The organism is Arthrobacter sp. E70 (genome assembly GCF_058266945.1).
In genome coordinates, this window is sequence record NZ_JBYQFR010000004.1 from 235130 (window position 1) to 248233 (window position 13104).

General features: G+C 65.9%; 10 protein-coding genes. 1 reads left to right on the top strand and 9 read right to left on the bottom strand.

The features are described 5' to 3' along the window. Positions 1 to 167 precede the first annotated feature (167 nt). From AC3IMC_RS06725 to AC3IMC_RS06755, 7 genes are all read right to left on the bottom strand, one after another. Positions 168 to 1238: a Gfo/Idh/MocA family protein gene (locus AC3IMC_RS06725; RefSeq protein ID WP_490917623.1), complete on the bottom strand. Its 1071-nt coding sequence runs from the start codon at positions 1236 to 1238 to the stop codon at positions 168 to 170. A gap of 143 nt (positions 1239 to 1381) precedes the next feature. Then, the gene (locus tag AC3IMC_RS06730; protein WP_490917624.1) at positions 1382 to 2089 is read right to left on the bottom strand and encodes an ABC transporter ATP-binding protein; all 708 of its coding nucleotides are present in this window, start codon (positions 2087 to 2089) and stop codon (positions 1382 to 1384) included. A gap of 2 nt (positions 2090 to 2091) precedes the next feature. Next, the gene (locus tag AC3IMC_RS06735; protein ID WP_490917625.1) at positions 2092 to 3522 is read right to left on the bottom strand and encodes an ABC transporter permease; all 1431 of its coding nucleotides are present in this window, start codon (positions 3520 to 3522) and stop codon (positions 2092 to 2094) included. Positions 3523 to 3721: 199 nt separating this feature from the next. Beyond that, complete coding sequence (locus tag AC3IMC_RS06740; protein ID WP_490917626.1) at positions 3722 to 4819, bottom strand: substrate-binding domain-containing protein; 1098 nt, start codon at positions 4817 to 4819, stop codon at positions 3722 to 3724. 49 nt (positions 4820 to 4868) lie between these two features. Beyond that, the gene (mmsB, locus tag AC3IMC_RS06745; protein WP_490917627.1) at positions 4869 to 6152 is read right to left on the bottom strand and encodes a multiple monosaccharide ABC transporter permease; all 1284 of its coding nucleotides are present in this window, start codon (positions 6150 to 6152) and stop codon (positions 4869 to 4871) included. A gap of 44 nt (positions 6153 to 6196) precedes the next feature. Beyond that, positions 6197 to 7756: a multiple monosaccharide ABC transporter ATP-binding protein gene (mmsA, locus tag AC3IMC_RS06750; protein WP_490917628.1), complete on the bottom strand. Its 1560-nt coding sequence runs from the start codon at positions 7754 to 7756 to the stop codon at positions 6197 to 6199. Positions 7757 to 7886: 130 nt separating this feature from the next. Next, entirely contained in the window at positions 7887 to 9077 is a 1191-nt protein-coding gene (locus AC3IMC_RS06755) for an ROK family transcriptional regulator (RefSeq protein ID WP_490917629.1), read from the bottom strand. A 248-nt stretch (positions 9078 to 9325) separates the two neighbouring features. Here AC3IMC_RS06755 and AC3IMC_RS06760 point away from each other — a divergent pair, with 248 nt between their 5' ends. Beyond that, positions 9326 to 10150: a nitrilase-related carbon-nitrogen hydrolase gene (locus AC3IMC_RS06760; RefSeq protein WP_490917714.1), complete on the top strand. Its 825-nt coding sequence runs from the start codon at positions 9326 to 9328 to the stop codon at positions 10148 to 10150. 18 nt (positions 10151 to 10168) lie between these two features. Here AC3IMC_RS06760 and AC3IMC_RS06765 read toward each other — a convergent pair whose 3' ends face one another. Both AC3IMC_RS06765 and alr read right to left on the bottom strand, forming a co-directional pair. After that, the gene (locus AC3IMC_RS06765; protein ID WP_490917630.1) at positions 10169 to 11761 is read right to left on the bottom strand and encodes a PucR family transcriptional regulator; all 1593 of its coding nucleotides are present in this window, start codon (positions 11759 to 11761) and stop codon (positions 10169 to 10171) included. Next, the gene (gene alr / locus AC3IMC_RS06770) at positions 11754 to 13013 is read right to left on the bottom strand and encodes an alanine racemase (protein ID WP_490917631.1); all 1260 of its coding nucleotides are present in this window, start codon (positions 13011 to 13013) and stop codon (positions 11754 to 11756) included. The genes AC3IMC_RS06765 and alr overlap by 8 nt, the downstream gene beginning before the upstream one ends. Positions 13014 to 13104 lie beyond the last annotated feature (91 nt).

Genomic DNA, 13104 nt, shown 5'->3' on the forward strand with positions numbered 1-13104 from the left:
TGCCTACATCGTAAGACTGCTTATTACTGGAAGTCCAGAAGCGGCTAAAACAAATTTACAAACGGGAAGAGGACGCTCGAAAGGCGTCAACTCCCAAACCCAAGCCGTCACACCGGCGCCGTACCAGCGAAAGCTGTCCCCGGCGTCGCACCCCAAACCCTGTCGTATCAGTGGCTGTCGTTGGGATAGGTGACGCCCAACTGGGCACGCACCCCATCGAAAAGGCGCATGGTGTTCAACGAATCCTCAAGAGGCATCACCGGGCTCTCCGTCAGCCCCTGCTGGATGCAGCGGGTCACTTCGCGCAGTTCATAGGAGTATCCCTTGCCCACCACATCGAACGTTTCCGTCCGGCGGTCCTCCCAGCCTTTGGCGATGACCAGCTCCTGCGGATTGTTGATGGAGCCGATGCTCTGCAGGTAGCCCAGGCTCCCGGCTACGGTGGCTGTCCGGGGCCCGTGGGCCAGGAGGGACGAAGTGAGCTGCACCTGGGCAGCGTGGCTGTAGCCAAGCGTCATGGTGTTCTGGGCGTCCACGCCGTCATCATTAACGAAGCCCGTGGCACTCACGGTCTGTGGAAAGCCAAGGGTGCCAAGCGCCCAAAGCAGGGGGTAGACGGAGAGGTCCAGGAGCGCGCCGCCGCCGTCCTTCCGGGCCCACAGCCGGGCGGTCGGCGAGTACGGAGCGGGAAACCCGAGGTCGGCGGTGATCCAGTGGACATCCCCAAGTTCCCCCGAGGCCACGATCTGGAAGGCGCGCTGCATCGAGGGCAGGAACCGGCTCCACATTGCCTCCATGAGGAAAAGGTTGCGACTGCGCGCCACTTCGATGAGCTCCGAGGCTTCGCGGGCGTTGACTGTGAAGGCCTTTTCGCAGAGCACATGCTTGCCGGCAAGGAGCGCGGCAAGGACGATCTCATGGTGCTGTGCGTGCGGGGTGGCAACGTACACCACGTCCACGGCCTCATCGGCGAGGAGCCGCTGGTAGCCGGGTACGCCGTCGTCGTCCCCGTAGGCTTTGGCGAAGTCGTAGGCCACGGCAAAAGCATCGGCCGCGTCCTGCGTCCGGGAACTGACCGCATACAGTTCGGCGTCGGCGAGCAGCGCCAACTCCTGCGAGACGGCGCGGGCGATGCTGCCAGTTGAGATGACGCCCCAGCGCAGTGGAGCACCAGTGGCGGAGCGGGGGTCCTTGTCCGGCTGGCTGAAAAGCCACGGGGTGGCGATGGGGGCACTCATGGATGCCATCCTGTCACAGCCTGGGGGACGGTTTGGGAATTCCGGCTCCCGGGGCGGGGGCCACCAACAGAGGCCGACGGCGGCAGGAACCGCAGGGCAGTTCCCCCACCGTCGGCATCGTCCGGCGTCAGGCCCAGCAGGCGTCAGACCGTAGGCGCGACGGCGGTCCGTCCCCGGACCGGTTCCTCCGTGAGCTTGCCCTGCTGGAGCCGGAAGCGGCGGTCCGTCTTGTTCGCCAGGGCCCGGTCGTGCGTCACCACCAGGATGGTGGTGTTGTGCTCCCGGCTGAGCGAGCTGAGGAGCTCGATGATGTGGTCACCCGTCTGCTCATCCAGGTTGCCCGTGGGTTCGTCGGCGAGGATCAGCCTGGGCTCGTTGGCCAGTGCCCGGGCGATGGCCACCCGCTGCTGCTCGCCGCCGGAGAGCCGATTGATGCGCCGCTCATGCTTGGACGAATCCAGCTGGACCTGCTCCAGCAGCTCCCTGGCGCGCTGCAGCCGGGCAGCCTTGCGCATGCCGGCGAACTCCATCGGCAGCATGACGTTGTCCACCGCCGACAGGTTGGGGATCAGGTTGAACTGCTGGAACACGAATCCGATGTCGCTGCGGCGGTACTCGGTCAGCTTGGTGTCGGGCATGCTGGCCAGGCTGACGCCGTTGACCACCACGTCCCCGCTGGTCGGCTTGTCCAGGGCGCCCAGCAGGGAAAGCAGCGTGCTCTTGCCGCTGCCGCTCTTGCCCACGATGGAGGCCAGGGTGCCCTGCTCCAGGACGAAGCTGACGTCATTCACCGGCTTGATGGTGCGGTCACCGGAGTTGAAGGTGCGGACCAGGTTTTTGACTTCAATCATGGCTATTCTCCTCGCAGGACTTCGATGGGACGGATGCGCGCGGTGAGCAGCGCGGGAACCAGGGCTCCGATGATGGCGACGCCGAAGACGGCAGCGATGCCTCCGGCGATGACAGCGGGGGAGGCGCTTGCCGTGACGGAATTCAGCAGCTGGGAGGCGCCGCCGAACGGGCCGCCCTGGCCGCCGGGGAAGCCGCCACCCGCTCCACCGGGGAAGCCGCGGCCGCTGGCGGCGGTCGGCGTCGTGGTCGTGTTGCTGCTGATGAGGGCGGACGCGATGCCGCCGCTGGCGAAGGAGGCAATGGCTGCGCCCACCGCGCTGCCCAGGGCTGCCAGGACCAGGGCTTCGAGCACGAACTGCAGGCCGATGGTGCGGTTCGGTGCGCCGATCGCCTTCAGAACGCCAATTTCGCGGCGGCGCTCGCGGACCAGCATCACCATGATGAGCAGGATGATGATCCCGGCTGTGCCCAGGGCGGCGATGAAGGCGATGAAGGAAATGTTCTTCACGCTGCCCAGGGAGCTAAGGGCGGTCTGCAGGTTCTGGCCCTGGGTGACGTCTGCCTTGTCGGTGCCGAGGGCGGACTGCAGGGCCGTCTTGGTGGCGGCGACGTTTTCGAGGGAGTCGACGGTGACGATCATGCTGGACAGTTCGCCCGGCGTTCCGGCGAGGGCCTGGGCGGTGGGGAGCGTGACGTAGACGGCGTTGTTGCCGAAGGCGGTGCCGGCGTCGAACAGGCCCGCGACGGTGTAGGTCTGGCCGTTGATGGTGAAGGTTGATCCGACGGCCAGGTTGTTCTTTTCGGCCAGGGTGCTGCCAAGCAGGGCACTGGTCGATGCTGCCGAGTAGTCACCCAGCCCGGCGCCCTGGGTGATGTCCAGGGCCTTGCCCGTGGTGTCGACTTCCGCGCCGATGCCGGTAGCGGTGATCGGCAGGGACCGGGCGGGCTGCGCGGTTCCCGTGGTGCCCGTCGTTCCGTTGGACTGCTGGTTGCGGTTGCCCAGGGTCCCGGCGTCGACGGCGGCGGTGAGGCTGGTGGTCAGGGTCGCGGCCGCCTGGCCACCGGGTCCGCCCTGGCCGCCGGGGCCGGCTTGGGCCCCGGCGGCGGCCTGCGCTGCTGCCTCGGTGGCGTTCCGGAGCCTCAAGGATGAGGTTCCGACGACGGAACTAACGTTCGCCACGCCGCTGGCCGTGGCTGCCTGGTCGGCGGTGAGCGGCTCACCACCGCCTTCGAAGCCTTGCCCGCCCGCGGGATTGACGGTCAGGACGGTGCCGACGGAGGCATTGAGCTCCTGCACTTTCGCTCCGACGGCCTGGTTGGCCACCAACATGGCCAGGGCCAGGCCGATGGCGACTGCCAGCACCGCGACGACGGCTGCGGTGCGGACCTTGTTTCTGAAGGCATTGCCTACGCTTCGGGCGAGGACGCTCACGTTACTCCTATGGTTCAGGCGCCGGCGCGGAAGGCCGGCTTCGCCTCCACCTTCACGGGGGTTGCTGTGCAGGAATCCGGCCCTGCCTGTGTTTGGGCTGTGAACTGCGTTGACTTGGTCCGCAAACGCCGGAAAGCCCGGCCCCACGAGGGGGCCGGGCTTTCCAGGTGCCGGTGGTTCCGGCTGTTACTGAGTGGTGTTACTTGGTGATCGGGCCGAGTACCGGATCGTCGGTGTAAGCCGTCTTCACGTTGGCAGCGGTGACGATGACCGGCTCCAGCAGGTAGGCCGGGACAACCTTGTTGCCGTTGTTGTAGGACTTGTCATCGTTGACCTCGGGCTTCTTGCCGGCCTGCAGGTCCTTCACCATGGTGACGGCGTGCTCAACGAGCTTCCGGGTGTCCTTGTTGATGGTGGAGTACTGTTCCCCGGCCATGATCGACTTCACCGACTCAACCTCGGAGTCCTGTCCGGTCACGACGGGAACCGGCTTGCCGGCGGCCTTGACGGAGGTCAGGACTGCACGGGCCAGGGTGTCGTTGGGGGAGAGGACGCCGTCCAGGTTGGCGCTGGTGTAGCTGCCGGTGAGCAGCGTGTCGGCGCGGCGCTGGGCGTTCTCGGCCTTCCAGCCCTGGGTCACGGCCTGCTCGAAGCTGGTCTGGCCCGAGACGACCTTGAGGGTGCCGTCGTCGATCTTGGGCTTCAGGACGCTCATGGCGCCGTCAAAGAAGACCTTGGCGTTGGCGTCGTCGGGGGAGCCGGCAAACAGTTCGATGTTGTAGGGGCCCGAGGGCTTCTTGGCCTTGAGCCCGTCCAGCAGCGCCTGGCCCTGGAGCACGCCGACCTTGAAGTTGTCGTAGGCCACGTAGTAGTCCACGTTGTCGGTGTTCAGGAGGAGACGGTCGTACGCAATGACGGTGGCGCCGGCGTCCTTGGCCTGCTTGAGCTGGGTACCCAGCTGCGAGCCGTCGATGGCACCCACGATGATGACCTTGGCGCCCTTGGTGACCATGGCGCTGATCTGGTTCTGCTGCTCGGAGACGCCGCCGTTGGCGAACTGGACGTCAGCTTTGAATCCGGCACCGTTGAGGCCGTCATTGAAGAGCTTCTCGGCGAGGACCCAGTTTTCGCTGGTCTTCTGCGGAAGTGCGACGCCGATGGAGGAGTTCTGCTCGAATCCTCCAGCGCCTCCGCTGGCTCCGCCCGAGGGGGTTTCCGAGCGGCCGCAGCCCGTCAGCGCCAGTGCTGCGATGGCAGCAACCGCTGCGGCCTTTCCTGCTTTACCAAACATTCGCATTGTTGGTTCTCTTTCTTTGTGTGATGGAACAGTTTTCAGGCTGCAAACTTCAGGCTTCCCTGGCGATCGCTTCCTTGGTGGAGGTTGTTTCGTCGGGCTGGGTGGGGCCGCTGGGGCCGGAGGACGGGCGGCCCATGTTCCTGGTCAGCATGCCGATGATGGAGCGCTTGCCCTGGCTCTTGTTGTAGACGTCGAAGGCGACCGCGATCAGCAGGACCAGGCCCTTGATGATCTGGGTAAGGTCGGCACCGACGCCAAGGAGCTGCAGGCCGTTGTTGAGCACTGCCATGACCAGGCCACCGATGATGGAGCCGACCACGGTTCCCACGCCGCCGGTGACGGCCGCGCCACCGATGAAGACTGCGGCGATGGCGTCAAGTTCCCAGCCCACGCCGTCGAACGGGCCGGACGCGGTGGAGCGGCCCACGAAGATCATGCCGGCCAGGCCGGCCAGGATGGACATGTTCATCATGACCAGGAAGTTGACCTTCTTGGACTGGACGCCGGAGAGCTCGGCTGCGTGGCGGTTGCCGCCGACTGCGTAGACGTGGCGGCCCAGGATGGTGCGGGAGGAGATGAAGCCGTAGATCAGCACCAGGACGGCCAGGATCAGCCCGGGGATGGGGAACGAGGTGCCGGGGCGGCCGGTGGCGAACAGGTACGTGGCGTAGAGGATCGCTGCGCAGATCAGCACCAGCTTCACAACCGTGACCCACATTTCGGGGACTTCTGCGCCCAGCGCCTTGGCCCTGGCCCGGGAGCGCAGTTCGCCCACCACCACGAACGCTGCGACGGCGATGCCCAGAAGCAGGGTCAGGTTGTTGTAGCCGATGTTCGGGCCGACCTCGGGCAGGTAGCCGGAGCCCAGGTACTGGAAATCGCCCGGAACCGGGATGGTGTTGGACTTGCCCACGAACTGGTTGAAGCCGCGGAACAGCAGCATGCCGGCCAGGGTCACGATGAAGGCGGGAATTCCCACATACGCTGTCCACCAGCCCTGCCAGGCACCGATCACGGCGCCGAGCACCAGCCCCAGCAGGACGCCTGCCCACCAGGGGATGCCCCAGTCGCGGATGGCCAGGGCCACGGTGACGCCCACGAACGCTGCGACCGAACCCACGGAGAGGTCGATGTGGCCGGCGATGATCACCAGGACCATGCCGATGGCCAGGATCAGGATGTAGGAGTTGCCGTTGAAGAGGTTGATGACGTTGCCGGGGGTCAGGGTCCGGCCGTCGGTGGCGAACTGGAAGAAGATGATCAGGGCCACGAGGGCGAAGATCATGCCGAATTGGCGGGTGTTGCCGCCAAACAGCTTTTTGAGGGCGTTCATGGTGTCAGTCCTTGTGTCCGGAAGGTTCTGGGTGGTCCAGAGGGTCAGGCGGCTTTTCGGGTGGCGGAGGTCATCAGCTTCATCAGGCTTTCCTGGCTGGCCTCGTCTTTGTTCAGGACACCGGTGATGGCGCCTTCAAAGATGGTGTAAATGCGGTCGGACAGTCCCAGGAGTTCGGGCAGTTCGGAGGAGATGACGATCACGCCCTTGCCCTGGTTGGCCAGCTGCTGGATGATGCCGTAGATCTCGTACTTGGCTCCGACGTCGATGCCACGGGTGGGTTCGTCCAGGATCAGCAGGTCCGGGTCGGTGAACATCCACTTCGCGAGGACCACTTTCTGCTGGTTGCCGCCCGAGAGCTTGGCGACGCCTTCCTCCACCGACGGGGTCTTGGTGCGCAGCGACTTGCGGTACTGCTCCGCCACCGTGAACTCCTGGTTGGGATCCACCACGGAGTTGTGGCTGATCTTCTTCAGGGCAGCTGAAACGGTGGTGGTCTTGATGTCATCCAGCAGGTTCAGGCCCAGGGACTTGCGGTCCTCCGTGACGTACCCCAGGCCCGCGTCGATGGCCTGGCGGACGTTCTTCAGGACCACTTCCTTGCCGTCCTTGTAGATGTGGCCGTCGATGAAGCGTCCGTAGGAGCGGCCGAAGACAGAGCGTGCCAGTTCGGTGCGGCCGGCGCCCATGAGTCCGGCGAAGCCAACGATCTCGCCACGGCGGACGTAGAAGCTGGAATTCTTGCAGACCAGCCGGTCCTGGACATTGGGGTGGCCCACAGTCCAGTTCTTGACTTCGAAGAACACCTCGCCGATCTTGGGGGTGTGATCCGGGAACCGGGACTCGAGGGTGCGCCCCACCATGCCCTTGATGATCCTGTCCTCGTCCACCCCGTCCTTCTTGACGTCCAGTGTCTCGATGGACTTGCCGTCGCGGATGATGGTGATGGAGTCGGCGATCTGCTCGATCTCGTTGAGCTTGTGCGAAATGATGATCGAGGTGATGCCCTTGGCCTTCAGGCCCAGCATCAGGTCCAGCAGGTGCTGGGAATCCGATTCGTTCAGGGCTGCCGTCGGCTCGTCCAGGATAAGGATCTTCACCGACTTGTTCAGCGCCTTGGCGATTTCCACCAGCTGCTGCTTGCCGACGCCGATTTCCTTGATGGGGGTGTCCGGGTCATCCCGCAGGCCAACGCGTGCCAGCAGGTCCAACGACCGCAGGCGGGCTTCGGACCAGTCGATGATGCCGCGCTTGGTGGGTTCGTTGCCCAGGAAGATGTTTTCCATGATGGACAGTTCCGGGATCAATGCCAGTTCCTGGTGGATGATCACGATGCCGGCGTGCTCGCTGGCCCGGATGTCCCGGAACTGCTGGACATGCCCCTGGTAGACGATGTCGCCGTCATAGCTGCCGTAGGGGTACACCCCGGAAAGGACCTTCATGAGGGTGGACTTGCCAGCGCCGTTCTCGCCGCAAATGGCGTGGATCTCGCCGGCCTTCACCCGCAGGTTGACGTTCGACAAGGCCTTAACGCCCGGGAACTCCTTGGTGATGGAGCGCATCTCAAGGATGATCGGCTCCGCTTGCGTGGTCTGGGACGTCATGAACCCTAACCCTCCAATGCAATGACTTCTTTGTCCGGCCGGCAAAGCGCAGGGCCGTCTGAACCAAAAGTAAACTGGATCACAGCTATTGTCGTCAAGTCTTTAACGCAATTGCCGGATAACGAAATGGTTAGGACTTGCGGATTCCGGCGTGCTGGAATACCAGTGCCGCCGCCCCGAGCGCCTCTGCCCGGTCCCCCAGGGAGGACATGGCGAGGGTGGTGGTTTCGCCAATGACCGGCACCGCGTGCCGGATCAGCCCGCGCCGGATCGGGTCCAGGAGGATGTCACCCAAACCTGCCAGCGGCCCGCCAACCACAATCACTTCGGGGTTGATCAGGTTGGCCACATTGCCCAGGGCGCGTCCCACCGCCAGGCCGGCATCGTCTACCACCCGGAGCGTGGCAGAGTCCCGGTTCAAGGCTTTCCTGACGATGTCCGCCGGTGTCAGCGGCGGGTCTTCGCCGCGGCTGAGCAACTCGATCATGGTAGTGGTGGAGGCGATGGTTTCCAGGCAGCCGCGGTTCCCGCAGCGGCACACAAGCCCCTGTTCATGGATCGTGGCGTGGCCGATTTCGCCGGTGATTCCCACGTTGCCGTAGTAGGGTGCGCCGTTGAGGATCAGGCCTGCGCCGATGCCCGAACCGATCTTCAGGAACAGCAGGTTGCTGACCCCTGTGTGCTGTCCCCAGGTGACCTCCGACCAGGCGCCCAGGTTGGCGTCGTTGTCAACAAAGACGGGGATTCTCAAGGTTTCCTCAAGATGCTGCAGGATGTTGATGCCCACCCATTCGGGGAGGATGGCACCCTGCGCCACGGTGCCGGTGCGCCTGTCGATGGGGCCTGGAATTCCGACGCCGGCACCCACCACCGCACTGCGTTCCACGCCGCTTTCGAGCAGCAGTTTGTCCAGCAGGGCCACCGCCGCCTGGATGCCTTCGTCCGCCTGGTGGCCGAGGGGAAGCATGACCGATTCCTCGGCGATGACGTGGTAGCTCAGCGACGCGAGGACCACGCGCAGGTGCCGCCGTCCGAAGTCGATGCCCACCGCCACGGCGCCGTTGGAATTCAGCCGGACATTGAGTGCGCGCCTGCCGGAACTGGTGATGGGTTCGGTGGACGCGAGGCCGGAGTCCAGCATGATTTTGACGATGTTCGAGACCGTCGCGGTGGACAGCCCGGTCTGGCGCGCCAGTTCGGCCTGGGTGGAGGGGCCGCCCATCAGGGTCTCTATGATCCGCTGCTGGTTCAGCTGCCGCAGGGCAGATTGAGAGCCGGGATTCTTGGGTTTGCTCCTCGTTGAGCGCGGGGTTGCGGACATGCTAAGAACATTGCCCTATCGCCGCTCTTGGAGTCAAGAAGTTAACGCATGAGCCCGTTGAGCGCCCTGGTGCAAGCCGCCAGGACGGGCGCCCGGATACCCTGGCCGGTGGCCGGTGCATTACGTCCCGGGGCCGTCCCTGCCGGGTCCAAACGACCACCGGCCCGCCCATGGCGGCTGGCTACGCTGGAAGACAGGAACGAACCGCGCACCACTCCGGGCCGGTGACAGTCGAAGGGAAGGTGGCGATGATGCTGCTGTCCGTCCTCCAGGCAAACGCTGTGGTGCTGGACGTCGAGGCCAATCTTCGGACCATCGACGACGCCGCGGGGCGCGCCGCCCGGGCAGGCGCTGCACTGCTGCTGACCCCGGAGCTGTTTCCGGTGGGCTACGCGCCGCTCAGGCTCCGGAACGAACTGGACCCGGCACGACTTCCCGCCATCCGTGCCCGGCTCGCGGGGATCGCGCGGCGGAACGGGATTGCCCTTGTCTACAGCCTTCCCGCCGTCGCAGCGGGCGGAGACAGCCCGGACAACGGCGCTTCCTGGCACATCGGCGCCACGCTTGTGGACGCCGAGGGCGCGGACGTCCTCAGTTACGCCAAGGTGCATCTCTTTGGCGCGGAGGAACACCAGGCCTTTGTGGCGGCGGCTGAGCCTCCCGCCGTCGTGGATTTCAAGGGCATCCGGACGTCCCTGCTGATCTGCTACGACATCGAGTTCCCCGAGGCTGCCCGCGCGGCGGCCACCCGTGGCGCCGAACTGCTCCTGGTGCCCACGGCCCTCTCCGCTGGGTTTGACGAGGTGCCGCAGGTCCTGATCCGGGCGCGGGCGCTGGAAAGCCAACTGCACGTGGCCTACGCCAACCACTGCGGAGTGGAGGATGCCTACACGTTCCTTGGGGGAAGCGTGGTGGCGGGGCCGGACGGTTCCCTTCTCGCTGAGGCGGGGGAGCAGGCGGACCTGTTGTTCGCCGAGGTGGACACGGAACTGGTCCGGGCCGCGCGGGACGAGGTGCCCTACCTTCGGGACCGCCGGCCCGCGCTCTACCGGGATTGGGACAACCAGGCCTGACCGCAGGCAGCCTGTAACTTACGCCAAGGCATCCGCGTACTGCAGCGCAAACCACAGCTCTGCCCGCACCTGGGCCTGGTTGAGGTCCATCCCGAGGACCTCGGCAAGGACGCCTATCTGCCGTCGAACGCTGTTGCGGTGCAGTCCAAGCCGCTTCGCCGAGCCGTCCCAGCTGCCGTTTTCGCTCAGCCATCCATGCAGCACGGTGAGCAGCGCTTCCCGGCGGTCCGGTTCCAGCTCCAAAACCGGCCGCAGGAGCCGCCCGGCAAGCATGGTTCCGGCTTCCCGGCCCAGCAGCCCGGCCACGGACCAGGTCACCTCGTCCGCCCGGACGCTTTGGCCGTTCCTTTGCACCTGGCTGCGCAGTGAGCTGGCGCGCTGGTAGGCGGCGGGGAGGCCGCTGAGCTCCGCCGGTTCGCCCACCACCAGGCGCCAGCCGAGCTTTTCGACCTCGGCGAGCAGGGAATCGTCCACCTTGAGGCGGGTGACGGCGGCGAAACCGTAGTCGGTGATCTCCACGAGCTTCGTATCGAACATCCTGCGCCACTGCAGCAGTTCGCGCACCGGGCTGTCCCCGGCCGGCCATTCCGGGGCTTCCACCTTGATGCCCTGCACCACGCGCACGGGCGCTGACCTTGTGGACGAGAGGCTTTGTGCCAGGAGGTCCTTCAGCCCGTTGATCTGCCTGGTCCCGCCGGTGGCAAGGCTTTCCGGATGCAGCAGCACGGCGGTTGCCAGCTGGCTGGGAGCCAGAGACCCGCTGGTCCGCTGCCGCACCAGCAGCTCCAGCAGTCCGACGGCGGTCTGGACCACGTTGTTCTGCGCTGGGGTGAGCGGCGCGTCGGAACCGAGGATCAGCGCACCCAGGTTGGCATCCCTGGTGCTGCGCAGCGGGTGGCCAACAACGAGCGCTGAGCCGGGCTGGTCAAAGCCGTCCATCTCCACGCGCGGGCCACTGCCGGAGAGCAGCCGTTGCAGCATGGGCTCCAGGAGGGACAGTTCGACGGCGGTGCTGCCGCCGGCGCTGGTGCCGCGTGCCCGCACCCGCCCGTCGGCCCCCACCAGCAGTGCCCACACGGGCACGCGCTGCACCAGGGCGGCCAGCAGTTCATGCTCCGGCTTCGGTGAGAGGACGGCCCGCATGAGCTGCCGGTTCGTTTCGGCCAGCTGCCGGAAGACCCGGGCGTTGTCGGTTTCCAGCAACTGGGAGAACTGGAGGCCGATCGCAGCGAACGGCAGCGACTCCGGCACTTCGAACAACGTGAGGTTATGCCGGCGGCACGCGGCCACCAGCACGTCCGGAGCGGCATCGAAGTAGGGCCTGATACCGAACCCGAGCGCGGCCACCTTGGCCTCCACCAGCCGCCGGACGTACGCGTCCACGTTGGCGGGGGAACCGCCGTCGCCCAGGAAGGGCAGGCCGGCGGTGAGCAGGAACTCTCCCTCGGGGAGGTAGGGGGTGGGGTCCTCCAGTTCGCTGGGTTCAACCCAGCGCAGCAGCCGCCCGCCGCTGCCGCCGTCGTGAAGCGTCTTCAACAACGGCGGCAATTGCTCGAGGAACTGCTGGAGCGTGACGAAGCTCAGCCGTCCGGCGTCGGCGGGCTCAGGCATTGGCGAGCCCGGCCGCGGCCGGCTCCTGGTAGTCCGGGCATTCGCTGGCGTCGCCATGGCCCGCACTGCCTGTACCCGCACTGCCTGTATAGGAGCGCGGCAGGCGCGGGGCGATCCTGTTGATGATCTCGTCCCCGTGGCTGCCGATCGCGGCACCCCAGTCGTCGGCGCTGGCTGCACCGGCGGCCGGGTCCCCGAACAGCACCGCCGTATCGCCCACGGCTATGCCCAGGGGATCGGGTCCAAGATCCACCATGAACTGGTCCATGCAAACCTTTCCGATCACGGGTACCCGCCGGCCGCCAACCGTCACCAGGGGGCGTCCGCTGATGCCCTTGGGAACGCCGTCCGCATAGCCCAGCGGGATGAGGCCCAGGTAGCGCGGTTCATACGTAATGGCCTGGTGCTCGTAGCTGATGCCGGTGCCGGCGGGAACCTTCTTGACCATGACCAGGGGAGCCGTGACGCTGAGCGCCGGCCGCAGGCCAAAGTCGGCCGGATGCAGGTGGTCGGCCGGCGCCAGTCCATACATGGCCAGGCCGGCCCGCACCATGTCGAAGTGGTGTTCCGGGCGGTCGAGGATGTTGGCAGAGCTGGATACATGCCGGAGTTGAGGCGTGAGCCCGGCCGCCTCCGCTTCCTCCACCGCGTGTTCGAAGCTGGCCACCGCGGCGGCATTGGCTGGATGGGCAGGCACATCCGCCCAGGCAAGGTGCGTCCAGATGCCGCGCACGCGGAGGGTCCCGTCACGTTCCCCCTCCCGTGCCCGGGCAACAAACCCCGCCCAGTCTTCCTTGCGGGCCCCGCCGCGGCTCAGGCCGCTGTCCAGTTCAAGGTGCACGACGGCGGCACGCCCCAACTGCCTGGCGGCACCTGCCAGCACCTCCAGTTGGGGGACGCTGCCGATCGAGACGTCGACGTTGTTCCTGACTGCCTCCAGAATGTCAGCGCTGGTCTGGGACGCCAGATACAGCCAGGACAGAATGGGGGCGGTGATGCCTGCCTTGCGCAGTTCGATGGCCTCCCGGAGCGGTGCTGTCCCCAGCCAGTCCGCGCCGGATGCAACCGCGGTGCGGGCCACCTCCACGAGCCCGTGGCCGTAGGCATTGCCCTTCACCACGGCCATGAAGAAATGCGCCTTGCTGCGTGATTTCAGTGCCCCGATGTTGTCTGAAATGGCGGAAAGATCGACGGTGACCTGTCCCGAAAGCGCCGCGGGAATGCCGGCGCCCGATTGTGCAATAAGTCTCATGGGTGACAACTATAGGGCAAACTGCACCGGGTTGAGAGCTGACTCACATGCCAGCCTTGAGGAGGGGAAACCGAAACTACTCTGAAGGGAC

Coding starts and splice junctions, on each gene's coding strand:
- AC3IMC_RS06760 (WP_490917714.1), top strand. CDS start 9,326: ATGATGCTGCTGTCCGTCCTCCAGGCAAACGCTGTGGTGCTGGACGTC.
- AC3IMC_RS06755 (WP_490917629.1), bottom strand. CDS start 9,077: ATGTCCGCAACCCCGCGCTCAACGAGGAGCAAACCCAAGAATCCCGGC.
- AC3IMC_RS06740 (WP_490917626.1), bottom strand. CDS start 4,819: ATGCGAATGTTTGGTAAAGCAGGAAAGGCCGCAGCGGTTGCTGCCATC.
- mmsB (WP_490917627.1), bottom strand. CDS start 6,152: ATGAACGCCCTCAAAAAGCTGTTTGGCGGCAACACCCGCCAATTCGGC.
- AC3IMC_RS06765 (WP_490917630.1), bottom strand. CDS start 11,761: ATGCCTGAGCCCGCCGACGCCGGACGGCTGAGCTTCGTCACGCTCCAG.
- AC3IMC_RS06725 (WP_490917623.1), bottom strand. CDS start 1,238: ATGAGTGCCCCCATCGCCACCCCGTGGCTTTTCAGCCAGCCGGACAAG.
- mmsA (WP_490917628.1), bottom strand. CDS start 7,756: ATGACGTCCCAGACCACGCAAGCGGAGCCGATCATCCTTGAGATGCGC.
- alr (WP_490917631.1), bottom strand. CDS start 13,013: ATGAGACTTATTGCACAATCGGGCGCCGGCATTCCCGCGGCGCTTTCG.
- AC3IMC_RS06730 (WP_490917624.1), bottom strand. CDS start 2,089: ATGATTGAAGTCAAAAACCTGGTCCGCACCTTCAACTCCGGTGACCGC.